General features: G+C 36.7%; 21 protein-coding genes. 2 read left to right on the forward strand and 19 right to left on the reverse strand.

Annotation, left to right across the window (positions count from 1 at the left end; all coding sequences use genetic code 11):
* Window positions 1-172: 172 nt before the first annotated feature.
* Together NSQ95_RS11040 and NSQ95_RS11045 are read right to left on the reverse strand one after the other, a co-directional pair.
* Window positions 173-982 carry a pyruvate, water dikinase regulatory protein gene (locus NSQ95_RS11040; protein ID WP_340883219.1) on the reverse strand — a complete coding sequence of 270 codons (810 nt, stop codon included), beginning with the start codon at window positions 980-982 and terminating at the stop codon, window positions 173-175.
* Window positions 983-993: 11 nt separating this feature from the next.
* Window positions 994-1632, reverse strand: a complete 639-nt coding sequence (locus NSQ95_RS11045) for a helix-turn-helix transcriptional regulator (protein ID WP_340883218.1) — start codon at window positions 1630-1632, stop codon at window positions 994-996.
* Window positions 1633-1974: 342 nt separating this feature from the next.
* Between NSQ95_RS11045 and NSQ95_RS11050 the strand changes: the two genes are divergently transcribed.
* Together NSQ95_RS11050 and NSQ95_RS11055 are read left to right on the forward strand one after the other, a co-directional pair.
* Window positions 1975-3357 (forward strand): glycine--tRNA ligase, encoded by a 1383-nt coding sequence (locus NSQ95_RS11050; protein WP_340883217.1) that lies wholly within the window; start codon window positions 1975-1977, stop codon window positions 3355-3357.
* Between the two features lie 308 nt (window positions 3358-3665).
* The gene (locus NSQ95_RS11055) at window positions 3666-3980 is read left to right on the forward strand and encodes an antibiotic biosynthesis monooxygenase (protein ID WP_340883216.1); all 315 of its coding nucleotides are present in this window, start codon (window positions 3666-3668) and stop codon (window positions 3978-3980) included.
* A 201-nt stretch (window positions 3981-4181) separates the two neighbouring features.
* On the opposite strand, the gene recO is transcribed toward NSQ95_RS11055, so the two are convergent.
* The 17 genes from recO to prmA all read right to left on the reverse strand — a co-directional run bounded on the left by recO (window position 4182) and on the right by prmA (window position 21060).
* A complete protein-coding gene (gene recO / locus NSQ95_RS11060) occupies window positions 4182-4964 on the reverse strand; it encodes a DNA repair protein RecO (RefSeq protein ID WP_169358070.1) in 783 nt (260 codons plus the stop codon).
* A 32-nt stretch (window positions 4965-4996) separates the two neighbouring features.
* Window positions 4997-5917 (reverse strand): GTPase Era, encoded by a 921-nt coding sequence (gene era, locus NSQ95_RS11065; protein ID WP_340883215.1) that lies wholly within the window; start codon window positions 5915-5917, stop codon window positions 4997-4999.
* Entirely contained in the window at window positions 5901-6311 is a 411-nt protein-coding gene (locus NSQ95_RS11070; protein ID WP_340883214.1) for a cytidine deaminase, read from the reverse strand. The genes era and NSQ95_RS11070 overlap by 17 nt, the downstream gene beginning before the upstream one ends.
* A 14-nt stretch (window positions 6312-6325) precedes the next feature.
* A complete protein-coding gene (locus tag NSQ95_RS11075) occupies window positions 6326-6691 on the reverse strand; it encodes a diacylglycerol kinase family protein (protein WP_340885938.1) in 366 nt (121 codons plus the stop codon).
* On the reverse strand, window positions 6678-7163 hold the full coding sequence (ybeY, locus tag NSQ95_RS11080) for an rRNA maturation RNase YbeY (protein WP_340883213.1): 486 nt from the start codon (window positions 7161-7163) through the stop codon (window positions 6678-6680). Before ybeY ends, NSQ95_RS11075 begins: the two co-directional genes overlap by 14 nt.
* A gap of 19 nt (window positions 7164-7182) precedes the next feature.
* Window positions 7183-9291, reverse strand: a complete 2109-nt coding sequence (locus tag NSQ95_RS11085; RefSeq protein WP_340883212.1) for an HD family phosphohydrolase — start codon at window positions 9289-9291, stop codon at window positions 7183-7185.
* Between the two features lie 597 nt (window positions 9292-9888).
* Window positions 9889-10842 carry a PhoH family protein gene (locus NSQ95_RS11090; RefSeq protein WP_251555578.1) on the reverse strand — a complete coding sequence of 318 codons (954 nt, stop codon included), beginning with the start codon at window positions 10840-10842 and terminating at the stop codon, window positions 9889-9891.
* A complete protein-coding gene (locus NSQ95_RS11095; protein ID WP_340883211.1) occupies window positions 10839-11948 on the reverse strand; it encodes a sporulation protein YqfD in 1110 nt (369 codons plus the stop codon). The genes NSQ95_RS11090 and NSQ95_RS11095 overlap by 4 nt, the downstream gene beginning before the upstream one ends.
* 289 nt (window positions 11949-12237) lie before the next feature.
* Window positions 12238-12705 carry a hypothetical protein gene (locus NSQ95_RS11100; protein ID WP_340883210.1) on the reverse strand — a complete coding sequence of 156 codons (468 nt, stop codon included), beginning with the start codon at window positions 12703-12705 and terminating at the stop codon, window positions 12238-12240.
* Between the two features lie 27 nt (window positions 12706-12732).
* Window positions 12733-13719 carry a flotillin-like protein FloA gene (gene floA / locus NSQ95_RS11105; RefSeq protein ID WP_340885935.1) on the reverse strand — a complete coding sequence of 329 codons (987 nt, stop codon included), beginning with the start codon at window positions 13717-13719 and terminating at the stop codon, window positions 12733-12735.
* Between the two features lie 11 nt (window positions 13720-13730).
* Window positions 13731-15026 carry a nodulation protein NfeD gene (locus tag NSQ95_RS11110; protein WP_340885933.1) on the reverse strand — a complete coding sequence of 432 codons (1296 nt, stop codon included), beginning with the start codon at window positions 15024-15026 and terminating at the stop codon, window positions 13731-13733.
* Between the two features lie 500 nt (window positions 15027-15526).
* Window positions 15527-16510: a phosphotransferase gene (locus NSQ95_RS11115; RefSeq protein ID WP_340883209.1), complete on the reverse strand. Its 984-nt coding sequence runs from the start codon at window positions 16508-16510 to the stop codon at window positions 15527-15529.
* Window positions 16511-16877: 367 nt separating this feature from the next.
* The gene (gene rpsU / locus NSQ95_RS11120; RefSeq protein ID WP_004227078.1) at window positions 16878-17051 is read right to left on the reverse strand and encodes a 30S ribosomal protein S21; all 174 of its coding nucleotides are present in this window, start codon (window positions 17049-17051) and stop codon (window positions 16878-16880) included.
* A 113-nt stretch (window positions 17052-17164) separates the two neighbouring features.
* On the reverse strand, window positions 17165-17836 hold the full coding sequence (gene deoC, locus NSQ95_RS11125) for a deoxyribose-phosphate aldolase (protein WP_169358060.1): 672 nt from the start codon (window positions 17834-17836) through the stop codon (window positions 17165-17167).
* Window positions 17837-18005: 169 nt separating this feature from the next.
* Window positions 18006-19346 (reverse strand): tRNA (N(6)-L-threonylcarbamoyladenosine(37)-C(2))-methylthiotransferase MtaB, encoded by a 1341-nt coding sequence (mtaB, locus tag NSQ95_RS11130; RefSeq protein ID WP_340883208.1) that lies wholly within the window; start codon window positions 19344-19346, stop codon window positions 18006-18008.
* A gap of 15 nt (window positions 19347-19361) precedes the next feature.
* Window positions 19362-20102 (reverse strand): 16S rRNA (uracil(1498)-N(3))-methyltransferase, encoded by a 741-nt coding sequence (locus NSQ95_RS11135; protein ID WP_298472890.1) that lies wholly within the window; start codon window positions 20100-20102, stop codon window positions 19362-19364.
* A gap of 13 nt (window positions 20103-20115) precedes the next feature.
* Window positions 20116-21060 carry a 50S ribosomal protein L11 methyltransferase gene (prmA, locus tag NSQ95_RS11140; RefSeq protein WP_340883207.1) on the reverse strand — a complete coding sequence of 315 codons (945 nt, stop codon included), beginning with the start codon at window positions 21058-21060 and terminating at the stop codon, window positions 20116-20118.
* Window positions 21061-21065: the final 5 nt, after the last annotated feature.

A 21065-nucleotide genomic window follows, 5' to 3' on the forward strand; every position in this document is an offset into this window, starting at 1 on the left:
ACTGAAGAAAAATCCTGCAAGAATCGACAAAATATTTACATGATAATACGAAAAATTTCTTTTTTCCACAAATAAGTATTATAAAACATTTCAATATATTAATCTATACTTTAATTCGCTTTCGTACATAAAAAAACCTTTTCACAATTGTGAATCGGTCCAAAATTTTAAATTATTTTTGCTGAATTTGAGTGATTACTAAATTTGCTGTTTCTTCTACTGCTCGATTCGTCACATCAATAACTCTACAGCCAATTCGATCCACCACTTTTTGGAAGTGCGCTATTTCTTCATTAATACGTTCCACTTTGGCATAGCTAGCATCATCCTTAAGACCAATTGCGATTAATCTTTCTCTTCTTATGGAGTTTAATTTATCGGGAGTGATTATAAGACCGAAGCATTTCGAAGGATCAATTTGGAAAAGTTCTTCTGGCGGCTCTACTTCCGGTACTAAAGGTACATTTGCAACCTTGAACCTTTTGTTTGCTAGATATTGAGATAAAGGTGTTTTGGAAGTGCGTGAAACCCCGATTAAAACAATATCGGCCTGCAGTAGCCCTCTTGGATCTCTGCCATCATCATATTTTACTGCAAATTCTACTGCCTCAATTTTCTTAAAGTAGTCTTCATCAAGCTTACGTACAAGACCTGGCTCTTCAAAAGATTTTTCCTCTAGTTTCTTTTCTAAAAGATTAATCACAGGGCCTATCAAATCGACGCACTCTAATTCATATTCCTTGCAATACTTAACGATTGCTTCTCTCATTTCCTGTTGAACCAATGTATATAAAATACTTGCATTCTGTTCTTTAGCTAAAGCGGTTATCTCTTTAATATGATCCATAGAATCGATATGGGTAAATCTTTTTAACTTTGTATGTTGCAGACCTGGTCTGAACTGACTTACCGCAGCTCTAGCTACTAGCTCGCCAGTCTCTCCTATAGAGTCTGAAACAATAAATAGGTTTAACATTTTCATTCTTTCACTCCTCATAAATCATGGTCATCAGCTAAAGATAAGAAAGCCCGAGTAATATTTGTCTTAGTAATTCTTCCGACAATTTCTAAACCGTCTTTTGCTTCTTTTACCACTGGCAATGAGTCTATTTGGCGACTCATTAACTTATTTGCTACCTCAATTAATGTATCTTCCTTCAGACAATACGTAATATTTGGCATCCTAGTCATAATCATATGTACCGGCATTTTAGTTAAGTCTTGGTTTCCGATACTTGTTCGTAAAAAGTCTTTCCTAGAAAGCACACCGGATAATACTGATTTTTTATCAACGACAAACAAAGAGCCAACATCCTCTAAAAACATATGGCATATTGCATCGTAAACCGACATACTTTCTTCTACAACAACGGGGATAGACTGAAAATCCTTTACGAGCATTTGTGCAATGCTATCAGAGATTGCCTGACTGGTTTTCTTACCTGAGTAAAAATAACCTACACGAGGTCGAGCATCCAGGAAGCCAGCCATCGTTAATATCGCAAGATCAGGTCTTAGAGTTGACCTAGTCAGATTAAGTCGTTCTGCAATTTGTTCACCAGTAATAGGTCCATTCCCTTTTACAATGTCCAAAATTTCGACTTGCCGTTTGTTGAGTTCGATTGGACTCACCGCCTCAAAGTTTATACTTAGTTATACTTATTCTAAATAATTATATACCATTATCCATCACATTGCTAAATAAAGAAGCATATGATACAATCATCAGTAATATTAAAGCGTTGAAGAGCATTATAAGTACTGTAACATAAAGCGAGTGGTGATAGTGCAAGACCACATCTACAGGAAACGGCAGCTTGGAGCTTAAGTTTTTAAAGAGGGTTGTCATACATACAACCAATCGGGGTGGAACCGCGGGTTATAAACTCGTCCCCGGGCTATTGAGGCCCGGAGACGAGTTTTTTTGTTTCATTTTTTTCTTTAAAAGCTTTTATCAAAATGGAGGTATGTCAAATGGAATTTTCAATGGAAAATGTAGTAAGTTTAGCAAAACAAAGAGGCTTTGTATTCCCTGGCTCTGAAATTTATGGAGGTTTGGCAAATACATGGGATTACGGTCCACTTGGAGTAGAGCTTAAAAACAACGTTAAAAAAGCTTGGTGGAAAAAATTTGTACAAGAATCACCTTATAATGTAGGGTTAGATGCTGCTATTCTTATGAACCCAAAAACATGGGTCGCTTCAGGTCATATTGGTAACTTCAATGATCCAATGATCGACTGTAAAAAATGTAAATCACGTCACCGTGTGGATAAAATCATCGAGGATGTATTAGATAAAAAAGGAATTGAAATGGTAATAGATGGCCTTTCCTTTGAGAAAATGGAAGAAATCATGAAGGAGCATAATGTAGTTTGTCCTTCTTGTGGTGCATATGATTACACGGAAATTCGTCAATTTAACTTGATGTTCAAAACTTTCCAAGGTGTAACGGAATCTTCTACAAACGAAATCTTTTTACGTCCAGAAACGGCACAAGGTATTTTTGTAAACTATAAGAATGTACAGCGTTCTATGCGTAAAAAAATGCCCTTCGGTATTGCCCAAGTCGGAAAAAGTTTCCGAAATGAAATCACTCCTGGTAACTTCACTTTCCGTACAAGAGAATTTGAACAAATGGAGCTAGAGTTTTTCTGTAAGCCCGGCGAAGACATGGAATGGTTCGAGTTCTGGCGCAATTATTGCCGCGAATGGTTACTAAACTTAGGTGTTTCGGAGAATAGTATTCGTCTAAGAGACCACTCTGACGACGAGCTTTCACATTACTCGAATGCAACAACAGACATTGAATATAAATTCCCATTTGGTTGGGGTGAGCTATGGGGTATTGCCGATAGAACTGACTTCGATTTAAAACAGCATATGGAACACTCTGGTGAAGATTTCAATTATATCGACCCAGTAACCAATGAAAGATATGTACCATATTGCATCGAGCCATCTCTAGGAGCTGACCGTGTAACATTGGCATTCTTATGCGAGGCTTATGACGTGGAGCAGCTAGAAGGCGACGATCAACGAACAGTTTTACGTTTCCACCCTGCTCTAGCTCCGGTAAAAGCAGCAATCTTGCCTTTATCGAAGAAGCTATCTGAAGGTGCAACAGCAATGTTTTCTGACCTTAGCAAACATTTCATGGTTGATTATGATGAGTCTCAATCCATTGGTAAACGTTACCGCCGTCAGGATGAGATTGGTACACCATTCTGTATTACGTATGATTTTGATTCCGAAACGGACGGCCAAGTTACAGTGCGTCATCGTGATTCTATGGAACAAACAAGAATGCCTATTTCAGAAGTAAAAGCTTATATTGAAGAGCAAATACAATTTTAATTAAAAGCATTCTAAAATAATTTAAGCCTGCAAAACAAATCCAATTTCGGATACAATTTGCAGGTTTTTTTGTTTATATTTTTTCCAAAACGTATATCGAAATACAATCCGTAATGATTGTTTAGTTATTAGGACTTTCACCCGGCTGCCAGGACTTACAGCGTTGGCCGAAATAACTCATCGCTTTAGGTATGTTGTTATAAACCCAGGAAGTTAAGTAGTTGAGATAACGTTAATAACGGGAATAATAGGAGAATGGAATCGGAATATAGAATTACTTAAGTAATGACAAATTTAAGGAGAATGAAATGAATAAATTTAGCCTACTTAATAAATTTATCGTTCAAGAAGGAAAAAAAGAAGAAATGGTTAATATTTTGATAGAAGCAGCTGAATCAATGGAAACTTTAGATGAATGTGAAATATATGTAGTGAACATTGCCGATAATGAACCAAATTCAGTTTATGTTTATGAAGTTTGGACTGATGAAAGTTCCCATCAAGCCTCTTTAGGTCTTGAGGTTACTCAAAAATTAATCAGCCAAGCAAAACCCATTATTACTAGTATAGAAAGAATTAGCACGCTAAAAACAAAAGGTGGAAAAGGTGTATCTAAAGAATAAAGTCTAGACGGTTTGTATACAAATATACTTAACCTAAAGGAAAATTTAGGGCAACAAGTTTTAATAAACTATACAAAATAAAACCCAAATGTAAGTTTGGGGACGGTTTATGTAATAGCGTTTCGTGCATTTTCTTGTGCACATTATAAAAAACAACAATTAAATTTAACAGAGCCTTTCCAATAAAAAACTCATCCGGAATTATTCTTCCGAATGAGAATCTTTTTTAGGCTGGAAAAACTCTGGTGTTTTTTCCATTTGGTCTAGAAACCCTTGAGATTTTAAACGAACTCCAACTTGCTCATTGTATATGGTCCGTACGATTTTTTTTATAAAGCCCTTCGTCTCTTTTTTCAAAGTTAGCTTACCAACCTGGTCAATAGGAACGGTATAAAATGTTCGGATTAACTTCACCTGTGAGGGTGTTAAACGGATTAAATAAGGGTCAATTGTAAAACAACGATGACATAAAAAACCGATTTGAGCAAAAGAGAATGCAAATTCCCCATCTGTTGCTCCACAATTGGCACACTGATGGAGTACCGGATAAATTCCAGCTACGGATAACATCTTCCACTCAACAAACAAGCTAATGGCTTCTGGATCATAGCCCTCAGATATTGCCTCTAATGCTTGCTGTAAAATTGTAAACACATGTGGTTTAGGAGATTCATCATCAATTAGTTTATCTACTAGCTCCATTATAAAACTAGCATAAGCTGTAGTAAAAATATCTTCTCGAATGACACGCATCGAATCAATTATTTCACCTTGTTGAAGAGACCCCATCCCTCTCCCTTGTTGTATTAAAAAATATGCATAGGTAAAAGGCTGAGAGATCGAAGAAAGACGGCTAGTTGGCTTTTTAGCTCCGCGAGCCATCGCAGCCCTTTTTCCAAGCTCTCGAGAGAATATAGTTACTACTTTATCTGTTTCTCCGTAGGAGGAGGTTCGTAAGACAATCCCTTCTACCTTTTGAAGCAAAAGCCTTCCCTTCCTTCTATGCTTCCTTTATATTAATATTCGTCTTCTCTAAATCCATAATCTTTTAGGTGGGCAGATTTATTGCGCCAATCCTTTTGAACCTTCACCCAAAGTTCTAGGAATACTTTAGTTCCTAAAAGCATTTCAATATCATGACGAGCTCTTGTCCCAACTTCTTTTAGAAGTGCACCTCTTTTACCGATTACAATACCTTTTTGAGAATCACGTTCTACAATAATAGTAGCCATAACACGGATCATCTCTTTATCTGTATCTTCTTCTTTTTTTATCTTGTCAATTACAACCGCAATTGAATGTGGTATTTCTTCTCTAGTCAAGTGCAATACTTTCTCACGGATCAGTTCAGAGATGATAAATCTCTCTGGGTGGTCAGTTACTTGATCCGCTGGATAATATTGTGGACCTTCCGGTAAATATGATTGAATTGTTTCTAGTAGTCTTTCTACATTGTTACCTTGAAGAGCAGAAATAGGAACGATTTCAGCAAAATCATATTTATCTTTATAAGATTCAATAATTCCGATTAAATCATCTGGATGTACTTGGTCTATTTTATTGATCACTAAAAATACGGGAGTTTCGTTTTTTTCTAATAGATCAATGATAAATTCATCACCTTTACCTCTAGGCTCTGTTGCATTTACCATGAACATGATAACATCTACTTCACGTAGCGTATTTTTAGCAACTTTTAACATAAAGTCACCTAACTTATGCTTCGGTTTATGAATACCCGGAGTATCAATAAAAATCATTTGACTTTGGTCTAGAGTAAGGACTCCTTGTACCTTGTTGCGAGTTGTTTGTGGCTTATCACTCATTATTGCTATCTTTTGCCCTATTACACGGTTTAGAAATGTAGATTTACCTACATTTGGTCGTCCGATTATTGATATGAATCCTGATTTATATCCTTTATTGTTTTCCATCATAATTTAAATCCTCCGTTGTAAAAGCTCCAGGCAATAATTCTGACACCGTCGTTTCTGTTACATTTCCTTTTAAGTTTGTTAAATATACGGGCATGTTAGGCTCGCAGAACTCCACTAAAACTTGTCTACATGCTCCGCATGGTGAAATTGGTCCATCTGTATCTCCGGCGATAGCTATTGCTGTAAAGTCTTTTATACCTTCTGACACAGCTTTAAAAACGGCAGTTCGCTCAGCACAGTTTGTTAACCCAAAAGATGCATTTTCAATATTACAGCCTAATATAACATCTCCACTTTTAGTAAGTAAAGCTGCTCCCACAGGAAATTTCGAATACGGAACGTATGCTTTTTCCATGGCTGTGATAGATGCTTTTAGTAATTCTTCTTTCTCCATATAAAATCACACCTTTAAAATAAGATTACCGACCATTTCGGTATGAATATAATTAAACCTACTATTACTGTGCAGATCGCATAGACTAAACATGCGCCTGCAGCAAGATCCTTAGCCTGTTTGGCTAAAGGATGGAAGTCCGGAGAAGCAAGGTCTACAATTCTTTCTACGGACGTATTCACTAATTCTATCATGAACATCCCAAAAATGAGCATAACAACGATTATCCATTCCCATTTAGAGAGGCCAGTTAATAAACTTGCAAGGAATACTATACCTGCAGCAAACAAATGCAGTCGAAAATTTTGCTCAGTCTTTATTGCATGTATAACTCCCTGTGTAGCGTAGACAAAGGACTTCCCAAACTTATGAAAGTTCATGGCCTTCACGCTTCAAACCAAACTCCTGCAAAATTTTCTCCTGTAGACCAAACATTTCTTTTTCTTCTTCTTCCGTCCCATGATCATATCCTAATAGGTGTAAAAAACCATGGACGGCTAAAAAAGCAAGCTCGCGTTCAAAGGTATGCCCATATGCTTGTGCTTGTTCAATCGTACGTTCTACAGAAATAATGATATCTCCAAGCAATATGGGTATGTCAGCGTCTTTAATTTCAATTTCACCTTCACCCATTTCTTCCATAGCAAAAGATATTACATCTGTAGGCATATCTTTGTTCCGATAGTTTTTATTGATTTCTTGGATTTGATCGTTTGTAACGAACGTAACACTTACTTCGCTCTCGTTTTTTACATTCAATTGCCCTGCTGCGGATTGTAGTACTTTTTCTACTAGTGCAATAGCTTCTTTAGTTAATGTATTTGTTTCGTCCATTAAATCGAGTTCTAGCATATTATTGACTCCTTACTATTTATTTAGGGTATTCTATTCTCGAATGGAATGTGCCATTCATAGTAGAACAGAAGCTTTCTTCAATTTTCTTTATTTCTTTGAATGATAAGTCGCATTCGTCTAATTGTCCATCAATTACCTTATCTTTAATAATGGATTTAATCAGACTGTGGATTTTCTCTCCATTTGGCTCCTTCATGGATCTTACAGCCGCCTCTACGCTATCTGCAATTGAAATAATTGCAATTTCTTTCGTCTGTGGCTTTGGCCCAGGATATCTATAGGATTCCTCAGTAGTATTAGGATTACTTTCTTTTGCTTTATAATAAAAGAATTTCAATAAACTAGTGCCGTGGTGCTGTTCCGCCACGTCTATGATTTCTTTCGGCAGCTTATGTTTCTTTAAAATATTCGCTCCATCTGTTGCATGAGAAATAATAATATCCCTGCTAGCTTCTGGAGAAAGGTTATCATGTGGATTATAGCCGTTCACTTGGTTTTCTATAAAGAACCCAGGTCGATTTGTTTTTCCGATATCATGATAATAACATCCAACTCTAGCTAGCAAGCCATTCGCTCCGATTGCCTCACAAGCTGCTTCTGCTAAGTTTGCCACCATCAGACTGTGATGATACGTACCAGGGGTTTCAGTTAAAATTTTCTTAAGTAATGGATGATTTGGGTTAGAAAGTTCTATGAGCCTCATTGTGGATAAGATTCCAAAAAGCGACTCAAAGAAAGGCAAAATACCAAGTGTAAGAGCCCCGGATAATATACCAGATATTAAGGCAGCGCCAATATAGAAAGCTACATCAACAAACTCATAAGTTGTCTTTGTCATTAACAGATAAAATAAGATAAACGTTAAATTTATAGACGCAACGATTAAGCTTGAACGTAAAATTTGAGAACTATTGTACATACGCTGTACGGCAAAAATCCCTGCTATACCACCAAAGAGTATGTATAAAGCAACTTCCATTTGAAAGATATTCGTATATCCTTCTTGAAAAATAATCCCTGCATAGGCAGCTACGACAAAGCTAGATATAAAAGCCGCTCTTTCATTGACTAGAATATAAACTAACATGGATACCATTGCAGTAGGAAACAAAAATGCAATAACAACATCAAAATTGTACGCTACTGATTGTAGCACTTTCATCATCAAGACGGATACAATAACACTAAAAGCCACAACAATCAGATTTTTCACATTGATAACATTAGGGTCTTTAAAACGAATGGTTTGTCCGAATAGCACCCACATTGTCATCAATACAAAAAGAGCTACACCTATATATTGTTTATAAGATGATTTATCAGTCAGCATTCCTAATAGATCTAGTTGGCGATACACATCTTTACTGACAATTTCCCCTTTTTGAACGAGTATTTGACCTTGTAAAATTCTAGTTGGTTCAACGCTAGCTCTAGCTTGTTCCATGCGTAGCTCAGTTAGTTCATCGTTTTTTGTTTCTGTAGCTATAATGGAGCCCCGAGCTATAGAAACTAAAACGCTCATAAAACTATCTGGGTAATTAAAAGTAGTTCGGACTTTCTGAACAACCTTATCTCTTTCTGTACCTAAGTTTTCATTCCTAATCGGTTCACTTAATGTTTCTTCTACTAGGATAGGAAGCTTTTCTTTAACATCATTTATAGTTGCTATGTTTTGACTTAATAATATACTCAGTGCATCGTCAGTTAACGGTACAAAGCTAGCATTTTCTGCTAGAACGTTCATTTCTTTTTTTAGTCTTTGAAGACTATCTGTTGCCGCTTCAGGCTCATCACTTGTGATAGATTGCTTAATCTCTATTACACTATCGAAAATAGACTCAATGATAGTGGCCTGATTTTCAGCTGTTTCATCCTGAAATTGATAGACAGGATTAACTTCTGATGCAGCCTGGTCTTTTTCTTCTTCAGTTTTTACTGGGTCTTCCATCGTTTTAACTGAACGGATGGTTTCAGGTGCTAAATTCATTAAGGATATATCATATGTATTTTCTTGCACGCTTCCCTTAACCAGTAGAAACATGCTTATGGAAGTTAGAAGGATAATAATTAAAGGGAGATATTTACTTTCTCGCCATTTTCTCCACTTGATCATTAAAGACTTCATCCTATCATCCCCTCGTCTACTATTCTCTTTATTATACCTTATATTTTCAAAATTTGACCAATTTATCTGAATTGACCGGTTTACAGTTAGAATGATGACGTTATCGGGCTGTAATTGGTTCATCTTCTATTCGAGGTACCTATTTAGTTTAGATCCTAACTAGTAACTGAAGGTCCGGTTGTGGATAGTTACTTACTTCGAAGGGCAAAACATATTGCGGACCCAAGACTCAGAAGGATTCACTCACTACTAAGTAAGTATAGACGTTAATGTAAGCCAACAACTACAAATAAATAAAAGAGCCTAGGACCAAACTTCCCCAAATTAAAAAGCCTCAAAAAATCTACGATGTGTTAAAGTTTTCAGGGCTTCTATTCCAATTATATAGTTGTTTTCCTTTTGGTGGGATACTTCCCTAGGGGCACACCTTCCAAATTTTCGTGGCATTTACTCCTGCTTATGTTTCAGCTCGAGTTATTCTCACAGAATTGCACTTCCTCTCAAACAGCTAGTATGGAGAGGCTTCTAAGAAATTAACTGTCTTTAAAAAGAAATAAAAACGTGAAATCAAGTCGCTGATTTCACGTTCTTTATTGACTACTGCTCTTCATATGCAGATATAATTTTAGCAACTAATGGGTGACGAACAACATCGCCTTGCTCTAAATATTGGAAGTGTATGCCAGAAACTTGATGTAGTATTTTTTCTGCTACAATGAGACCTGACTCTGCACCCTTTGGCAAATCTATTTGAGTTTTATCTCCAGTTATAACCATTTTTGAACCAAAGCCTAATCGTGTTAAGAACATTTTCATTTGAGCTTTTGTAGTATTTTGGGCCTCGTCCAGAATAACAAAAGCATCATCTAACGTTCTGCCGCGCATATAAGCAAGGGGAGCAATTTCTATTGTTCCACGTTCCATAAGGCGATCCGTTTGCTCCGTTCCTAATACATCATGTAATGCATCATATAAAGGGCGTAAATAAGGGTCTACCTTCTCTTTTAAATCTCCTGGTAGGAACCCTAGACTTTCCCCTGCCTCAACTGCTGGACGTGTTAAAATGATTCTTTTAACGTGTGCATTTTTTAAAGCTTGTGTAGCCATTACTACAGCAAGGTAAGTTTTTCCGGTACCTGCTGGTCCAATTCCAAACGTTAAATCAGTATGTCTAATTCCATGAACATACTCTCTTTGACCAATGGTTTTAGCCCGTATTGCTTTCCCTTTAGTATTTCGAGCTATTTCTTCATCATAAAGACTTGCAAAATATTCAATTGTCCCATTTGCACTCATTTCTATAGCTGTGGTAACGTCTCGAAGGTTAATATTAATACCTTTTCGTATCACAAGTAGAAGCTGTATGATTAGCTGCCTTGCATCTTCTACATTTTGTTCTTCACCAGCAATTTGTATTAGTTCTCCTCTGGTGATCAACTGCACCTTCAACTCTTCTTCAATCAGTTTAATATTCTTATCTGAAATACCAAGCAGCATCACTGCTTCAGTTGGATCTTGTAAATTAATATCTAATTGTTTTTGTTGGCTCATGTGTCGTCTCCTTGGGGTATAACTTGTGGTGTTGCAATATTTTCATTTATTAGTAATAATATCTTTCCTTTAACTTTATCATTTTCTATAGACATCTGTAAAACTTTATCTTCTAATATTTGAGTGCCCCGCGGTAAATCATTCATAATTTTTTGAAATAATAAAGGTCGAACTAAATGCTCTACGGATTCTTCATCTAAGTCATAGGTAACTTTTTCACTACCTTGCACATAGCCCGCTTTAAAATATGGCTGTAAGAATCGAGGCATAGCTATTTCCTTCCAATATTCATTGCTGTTATTAGATTTTTTCTCAATCAGTACTTCTCTAGTAGTTGGTTTTACAATGGTCACTTTTTTGGGAAGTTCGAAGTTAAGCTCTATCCAATAACTTGCATAGACCTTGCCCTCTGCGCTAGTTATAATTCGTTTTTCTCCTTGAGTAACAAAGCCGTTTACAAGTATGTCACCTTTTTTTACAGCTGCATTCTTATCTACAGCTCTAACTCCCTTTACTAGCTCAAAGTCTGTAATCACACCGCTTCTTTTAGCAATAAGATGAGACGCGGGAGCATTTTTTACTTCTCGTTCCTTCGTGACTGGAGCAAGCATCGGAGTCACTGTTAAAGTGGAACCTGATTGCGTGAAGTGTATCCAAGAGAACTCCTTATGCTTTAAAAGTAGCTTTTGCCGAATTTCTTGCTCTGACGGTAAAGAAGAAATACGTATACGTTCTTTAATTTTCATTTCTTTCAGTTGTTCTGTAATTAGAATATTGCTTTCTGGCGTATAAGAGTCTATATTGATCTTCCATATAAATTGCGCCAAAACCACTGGTATTATGAAAAAAAAGATTACCCCGATTATGGAATATGAATATAAAGAAATCGTACGATTTTTTGTCTCATCTTTTAAGTGTACAGGAATCTTCAATGTTTTCCTTATCTTTCTAAACTCTTTAAGATCTTTACGTTTGATAGAAAAGAACAAGCTTTCTTCTGTGCTATACACCCGATATACTTCAATTTGTTGTGATAACAGCTTTTGAAATAATAGAAACTGATCAGTAGAGCTTGGCAATTGGATCCTAATTAATTGTTGTGGCATCAGCTGCTTTCCTTCCTAGTAAGTTTAAAGTGAAGGAGTTTGTCTACCTGAAGATGAAGGCGCTCCATCGACATGGACTTTATAGACAAACGGTCTGCTTTTATTTCTAGAAGATAATGGTTGTAGGAACAGACTAACTCCGTATCTGTTAACCGAAGAAGAGAAATTTCATAATCTAATATAATATCATCAAAATTATCAATCATAATACTCGCATGGAGTGGAAATAATTGTTTGATAAAAAACACCCCTTTACATGAATTTATGCATGTAAAGGGGTGTTCATGAGTTATCTTTTAGATTTTGGCGGAGCTAATATTTCCGATAAGACAATTGCGCGCATTAGCTCCTCTTTTGTATCAGGCATTATGTTATGAACTACAGATTTTTTAGTTATATCAGTCGTTCCCACTTGATGAACAGAAAGACGGCCAGTTGACCTTGGCACACCTTGGTCTCTCCCCGCTTCTCTTCCAGCTTTTTGTATTACTGGAGGTACCTCTGCCTGTACTACTTGTTTTGGAGCTTGCTTTCTAGATGTTTGTTTTCTTTCGGGTCTAGCTTGTTGTTGCTCCTGCTGAAACTCTTTCGCTAAATCCCCTAAGCTTTTAAAAGGATTTTGTGCGACAGGCTTTTGCTGTGGAGCAGGTTGAATATCACGTGAAGCAGGTTTGGGTGCTGGTTTCTCATCCGGCTTCTTTCTCCCAAACAATGAACTAAGGATAATAATTATTAATGGTATTATTAAACCTTCCAAGGAGAAGTCCTCCTTTCTAAGCTAATACTAGTCTTTCAACTCATCCGTTGAAGGCTTGTCATTTCCTACCTTGCTAATTGAGTCTCTCATACCAGTGTCCGCTTTGATGTTGTTATAATTCATATAATCCATGACTCCCATATTACCTTCACGAAGTGCTTCAGCCATTGCGCGAGGAATCTCTGCTTCAGCTTCAACTACTTTAGAACGCATCTCTACAACTTTAGCTTTCATCTCTTGCTCAGATGCTACAGCCATTGCACGACGTTCTTCCGCTTTAGCTTGCGCAATTTTCTTGTCAGCTTCAGCTTGCTCCGTTTGAAGCTCTGCCCCAATGTTTTTGCCGACATCAACGTCCGCAATATCAATCGACAGAATTTCAAATGCAGTACCAGAGTCTAATCCTTTAGATAAAACTGTTTGTGAAATTAAATCTGGATTTTCTAATACACGTTCATGACTTACACTAGAACCAATTGTACTTACAATACCTTCACCAACACGGGCTACGATTGTTTCTTCACCAGCACCACCGACTAAACGATCGATATTGGCACGAACTGTAATACGAGCTTTTGCTTTTACTTCGATCCCATTCATTGCCACACCAGCGATAAACGGTGTTTCAATAACTTTAGGATTAACAGACATTTGTACTGCTTCTAATACGTCACGACCTGCTAAGTCAATAGCAGCTGCACGTTCAAACGTCAACTCGATGTTTGCACGATGTGCAGCGATTAATGCATTAACAACACGGTCAACATTACCACCTGCTAAGTAATGGCTTTCTAATTGATTGATCGTTACATTTAATCCAGCCTTATGTGCTTTAATAAGCGGGTTTACGATACGTGACGGAATTACTCGACGTAACCTCATCCCTACTAATGTGAAAATACTAATTTTAACTCCTGCAGCCAATGCTGAAATCCAAAGTGCTATCGGGAAAAATGTTAAAAATACCGATAACAATATGAATGCAATGACAATAATAACTATAGTACCAATCATGCCTCCAGTAATCATTGTGTTGCCTCCCCTTCTCTTGCTTCTCGAACGACAATTCGAGAGCCTTCCACCTTGATAATTACTACTTTCTTATCTTTGCCGATAAAACTACCATCAGATACCGCATCGATACGTTCATTCTCAATACGTATAGTCCCTGAAGGTCTAAGCTGTGTCATTGTCTCTGCTATTTTCCCAACTAAATCTAAACGATTTTGATTAGAAACATACCCTTGTTCAGTAGTAGTAGCATCTGTCAAAATCATTTTATTCAACAACCTCACTCTTTTACCAAAGAATTTCACAATAATCACCATTCCTAATATAGCTACTGTTATTGCAATTAAAACAGCAACACTCATGTAAAAAAGATTACCACCTGCTAATATTATACTAAATAAAACAGCTGCTAAACCTATTATACCAATAATACCTCCCGGCACAAAAAATTCAGCGATAATTAATATAATACCTATTACCAGTAAAATAATGGATTCATACCCTGCCAACCCTGCTACAAGATGCCCGTAAAAGAAAAGACCTAACGATAGTAATCCGACCGATCCAGGAAGTCCAAAACCTGGAGAATATAACTCCAGTACCAAACCTAAGCTTGCAAGAGATAATAAAATCGGCACTACTACTGGATTTGTCACAATTCTTGCGAGCGTTTCTACAAAGGCTTGCTCTATTTCTACTACTTTTGCACCTTCAAGACCACTCTCTACCAACAACTTATCAAACGTAGCAACCGTACCCTCGGAATAACCTACTTCTATGGCCTCATTTGCTGAAAGCGTTAACAATTCTCCGTTTCCCGCTCGTAGCTGAGGGAGATCGACAGATTCATCAGCCATTGCCTGAGCATAAATAGGATTCTTTCCTGTTCTTTCCGCTGCATTTATCATTTTAGCCTTCCACGCACTAGTTGCTTTCATGTCAGCAGCATTTCCGGCACTATCAATCACAGCGGCAGCTCCTATGGAACCATTGGGTGACATATAAATCTCATCTGTGTGTAGTGCTAAATATGCACCTGCTGATAATGCCTCTGAGTTAATATAGGCTATTTTACGAATGTCAGTCGAATCTAACAAATTCACGATACTCTCTGCAGAATTTACAAACCCTCCTGGCGTGTTTATATCGAAAATGATGGCATCTGCTCCTGCTTCCTCCGCTTCCTTTATAGAGCGTTTTAAAAAAGCATACAAACCATTCTCTACTTCCTTATAAACAGGAACTTTATAGACTAACTTGGAGTCTGCAGAAAAAGTCGGAATCACTACAGCAAAAGCGGCAAGTAACAAGCAAAAAGATATAAATAGCCGCGCTAATTTCACACTTAAACCTCCCTTCATCTATATGTATATTATTGTTTACGGATGAAAATCTTAAAAGTTTCATTTTATTAAGAAAAATATTTTGATTATGAGATATTTTTTTATATTCATGTCAATGGAATTAGAGATATTATAGAAGGCCACTGAAATACCAAAAAAATTAAGAACAGCCGACCCCTCTCTAATACTTTTGGTTGACTACTTCATTCATTTTAAATTGTATGGAGTATAGACTTAATACCTGCTGCAAGCGAATAAAACGTGATTGAAAAAAATGCCCAGGCATAAAAGCCTGGGCATTTTCATTGTTTTTTATACTGTCAATTCTGCTGCTATTTATATGCTATGCTAGTACAATTGTTTGTAACGTTTTCGCGTTTTCTCTCCATCAACCCCGCAAGCATAATGTCCAGTCTCTTTTTTCTATTCATTTGTACTAAAGCATCCCTTTATATACCATATTGTATTTACCATGGCTTTTGAAAGGACATTCTTAAATCATCTGTCACACGCATTAACTTTCCCCTTAATCCATCATACCAAGACGGAGCATCAATGATGACTTCATGATCTAGTGAACTCAATAACTTGTAGAATTTATATAAATTCGCATATCTTTGAAACCGTGGAAATTGAGCCACTATATCATTTTCTAGATTCATTTTGGAGCGATAACCATTCAAAAAAGACTGCATTAATACTTTTGAAGAAGGATTTTCCTCGCCAATAAAATCATCAAGGGCTGTTACAATATCAATCGCATACCAATGGTATATAGCATCATCAAAGTCGATTACATTAAAACAATTTCTTTTCTCTTCAAAAAAGATATTATCCAGCTGGAAGTCATAGTGTATGAGTCCAAACGTATCATTATCCGACGGTAGCGATTGAAGCCATGAGGTAACTCTATTTAGCTCCTCTAGGGCAATACAATCAGCAGGATGCTTTTGAAAAATACCTTTCATGAGATCCACTGTGTCCAACCAACTTTTTCTTCTTACAAATTCAGGCTCGAATTTTTTCGACAAAGTGTGTAGTGAGCCAAGTGATTCTCCCCACTCCTCCATCTGTATTTCAGTAATATCATCCGGATCCAGGTTAATTCCATTTGCTTTACTAAAGACAACTGCCATATACGTTCCTTCAGGTGCCATTAGTGTTTCAATTAATTCTCCATTCTTTGAACGAATTGGTACGACAGATGGAAAACCATTTAAGGATAAGTATTGCATATAATCTAACTCAGCTTTTAATTGGTCCATAGTTTTATCCTGTTCTAAATTAAATCGCAAAAAATATTGAATTTCATTTTGTTTAAAAGCATATACAAAGTTTGAACTTGCGCGCCATAGTTCTAATGAACCCTCATCATTTCCCCAAAATTCAACGAGGTTTTGGGCCACCGTATTTGAAGCTAATACGTGTACCATGTTTTCTAAATTCATCATCTTTAATTTTTCCTCCCATTACCTTGAGAGGTTTATACCCTAGTTAAGAAGTAATACCTCTCATTAGTATGCTCTTTTGAATTTTTTTCATTTTCAATATGTCACCCCTTCCAGAAGTTTCGGCCATAAGAATTCATAGCCAGGTATCTTCTAAATTCTATATATAATTACAAATCCCTCTTTTACTCAAAAAAACAAAAAAAGCACTCGAACGATGATCGTTCGAGTGCTCAGTATATTACATACAGCTAATCTCTTTTAAACTATAAATTAAAATAAACCGAGAAAATAAATTTTCTCGGTTTACATAATTGTAAATGTTAATCATACAGTACGTGTTTTGAACGTAGGGATGGTTGGGATTAAATTACCACTTACGTTTACGTGCAGCTTCTGATTTCTTTTTACGTTTCACGCTTGGTTTTTCATAAAACTCGCGCTTTCTAACCTCTTGAATTGTACCACTTTTAGATACAGTACGTTTGAAGCGGCGAAGAGCATCTTCAAGCGATTCGTTTTTGCGAACGACAGTTTTTGACATCTCTCTTTCCCTCCCTCCGAACACACGTCAGTACATAACCAAGTGTTATGTACTAAAAAATTATACCGTATATTATAGACTTGGTCAATACTTTGGTTTTAAATATTCACCAATTAATAATCTGACTTACTTTCTAAGCCATTTACAATATCTACACCAGAACTTGCACCTATTCTAGTAGCTCCTGCTTCAACCATAGCTTCTAAATCAGCAAGACTTCTAACTCCTCCAGAAGCTTTCACACCTAGCTCAGGACCTACTGTTTCGCGCATTAATTTAACTGCTTCGACAGTTGCTCCTCCAGTTGAAAATCCAGTAGAAGTTTTGACAAAATCTGCCCCAGCTAATTTAGATAGTTCACTAGCTTTAGCTATTTGCTCATTTGTTAATAAACAAGTTTCTAAAATTACTTTTACAATAGCTTTTCCTTTAGCTGCTTGTACTACTGCTTCAATATCCTTTTGAACATAATCAAAATCGCCGTCTTTTAAAGCTCCAACGTTTAAAACCATGTCTATTTCATCTGCACCTTTTTCAATAGCATCCGTAGTTTCAAATGCTTTTACTTCACTAGTGCTAGCCCCTAGTGGGAATCCGATTACTGTACATACCTTAACCGGTGAGTCTTTTAATAGAGAAGCACTTAAGCTAACCCAAGTCGGATTAACGCAAACAGATGCAAATACATGTTGTTTTGCTTCCCCACAAAGTTTTTCAATTTGATTTTTAGTCGCATCTTGTTTTAATAACGTATGATCTATAAGTGCTGCTATATTATTTGTCATTTTAAAATCTCCTTCTTAGTTGTACGTACCTCTTAATATTACTAGTAAACATAAGAAAAGCCAAGCAACTATGTTTCTTCCAACAAAAAAAAGGAAGTAACATGGGTGCACTTGCCTTTAATGCCCCCCTTGTCTTTCCTTTTTCATGTAAAAAAGCTAGTGACCTAAGTCAAACTAGCTCTTTTACTTCTTCTAACACACGAACAAATTGACCAATATTTTGAGGATAGCCTGCTCGCGTTATTTTTACTCTTACTAATTTTCCGATCAGTTCTTCAGAGCCTGGTATAGCAACTTTTAAGTAATTATCCGTATAGCCTTCTACCATGGTTTCTCCCGTTTCTGAAGTGATAACTTCCTCTGGGATGATTTCCAGAACTTCTCCCTCGAAGCGAGATGCATATTCTACTGCCAGTTGATCATTCAAAGTAATAAGTCGGTGTACTCGTTCGTTTTTAATTTCTTCATCCACTTGATCTTCCATTCTAGCGGCAGGGGTACCTGTACGTTTTGAGTATGGGAAAACATGTAGTTCAGAAAATTTTTGATCACGAATAAAGCTATATGTTTCCATAAATTCTTCTTCAGTTTCTCCCGGGAATCCTACAATCACATCTGATGTAATTGCCAAATCAGGAAGTGCATCTCTTAAACGGTCTAAGCGATTCGCAAAAAATTCCATTGTATATTTTCTACGCATTCTTTTTAGAACAGTATCTGAGCCTGACTGAATTGGTATGTGTAAATGTCTTACAACTATATTCGATTGCTTTAAAACATCGATTACTTCATCTGATAGCTGACTAGCTTCTATTGAACTAATTCGAAGACGTTTAAGTCCCTTTACATTTGTTTCAATATCTCTTAATAGTTGAGCAAGATTATAATCCTTTAAATCTTCTCCGTATCCACCAGTATGTATACCAGTCAAGACGATTTCTAGATAACCAGCATCAACTAACTGTTGTGCTTGTCTAACTACTTCTTGTGGGTCTCGGGATCTCATCAAGCCACGTGCCCAAGGAATGATACAAAAAGTACAGAAATTGTTACATCCTTCTTGTATTTTAAGAGAAGCACGTGTACGGTCAGTAAAAGCAGGTACATCCAGCTCTTCATATACACGATTTTTCATAATGTTTCCTACCGCATTAATAGGTTTACGCTCCATTTTGTATTGTTCAATGTAACCAAGCATTTTTGTACGCTCTTGGGTACCAACGACAATATCAACACCAGGAATCGCCATTATTTCTGCAGGAGAGGTTTGTGCGTAACAGCCGGTAACACAAATAACAGCATCAGGGTTTTGACGAATAGCTCTTCGTATAACCTGTCTACTCTTTTTATCACCAGTATTTGTTACAGTACATGTATTAATTACATAAACGTCTGATTTTTTTTCAAAGTCTGTACGTTCATAACCATTTTCTTTAAATAGTTGCCAAATGGCCTCTGTTTCATAATGGTTTACCTTACAGCCTAATGTATGGAATGCAACGGATGACATATCCTTACACCTCTTTCATTCATATTCATAGGAAATAGCAGCAAGCGCATATAACGGCGCAGTTTCAGTTCTTAATATTCTAGGACCAAGTGCAATGGGTTGAAAATCATTGTCTAAAAGTTGCTTAACCTCATGTCTATCTAGTCCACCTTCCGGACCAAAAACAATAAGTATCGATTGTTTATCATACACCTTTTTTAATTGGTCAGCAAACTTTTGTCGCTCAGTTAATTTTGCATCCTCTTCATCAGCAACAAATTTAACGTCATATTGCTTAGAGACTTCTATTAGGTCTTTCAAGCTCTTAGGACTATGTATGTGAGGAATAGATGAGCGATGGGACTGTTCCGCCGCTTCTTTTGCAATCTTTTGCAGTCTTGCTATTTTTTTCTCGTTTTTTTGCTTGTCCCATTTCACGATAGAGCGCTTTGCTTCAAAAGGAAAGAGGGAATGCATACCAAGTTCAGTGGCCTTCTGTGTGATTAGTTCTAGTTTGTCACCTTTTGGTAATCCACAGGCAATAGAAACTTTAATTGGCATTTCATTTGTTTTTAATACTTTTTCTTTTGTTTCTAAAATGACTTCTTTGCTAGTTCCAGAAAGAATAGTCATAATATACGTTTCTTTAGCGGCTACTATATACACTTCATCACCAGGTGACATGCGCATCACTTGAATCATATGATGCGCATCGTCTCCAAGTATTTTTATAGTAGAATTCTCATCTAACGGTTTTTCTGTAAAATAACGTTGCAAGACAACTACTCCTTTACTTAACAGGCTTTCTTGAAATGATAGTTACCCAATCTTCCATCATCATTATTTCATCTATTTCAAAACCAGAATTTTGAAGAGCAGTTTTCACATCATCTTTTTTAGTCGAAATTATTCCAGAAGTTATGAATTGCCCACCAGGCTTAACAATAGTATAAGCATCATCGGTAAATGTCATAATGATTTCAGCTAAAATATTGGCAACAACTATATCTGCTTGTTCTGTAATATTGTCTAATAGATTACCATGAGTAACTTTTACAATATCGCTCACTCTATTGATCGCAATGTTTTCTTGTGCAGATCTTACTGCCACTTCATCTAAATCAAGTGCGTGAACTGTAGCTGCCCCTAGTTTAGCTGCTCCAATAGATAACACACCAGAACCAGTGCCTACATCGACAACTGATAGGTTGGGCTTCACTGTTTTTTCAAGTGCCTGCAAGCACATAACGGTAGTAGGGTGTGTCCCTGTGCCAAACGCCATACCTGGATCTAACTCAATAATTAATTCATCAGAGTTCACTCTATTATATTCTTCCCAAGTAGGAACAATTGTAAATCTGTTAGAGATTTTAACTGGGTGATAATACTTTTTCCATGCAGTCGCCCAATCTTCTTCGTCTACTTCGGTTACGGTAATAATATTATGTCCAAGGTCTATATTAAAATTTAGTAAGTTGTTGATCGCAAGTTTGATCTCTTCCACCGTTTCTAATAGAAAGCTTGTTTCAGCCAAATAAGCTTTAATACGCACTCCGTCTACTGGAAAATCATCTGGATTTAAGCTGTAGATCTCTCCAAAAACATCTTCTCTATCTCTAGCCAACTCTTCTGAATCCTCAATTACTACTCCACTAGCACCAGCTTCATGCAAAATATTGCTTACTGCTTCCACTGCCTCATTAGTAGTATGAATGGATAGCTCAGACCATTTCACTTGCT

This window comes from Psychrobacillus sp. FSL W7-1457 (genome assembly GCF_038593405.1).
In the GTDB taxonomy this organism is placed as follows: Bacteria; Bacillota; Bacilli; order Bacillales_A; family Planococcaceae; genus Psychrobacillus.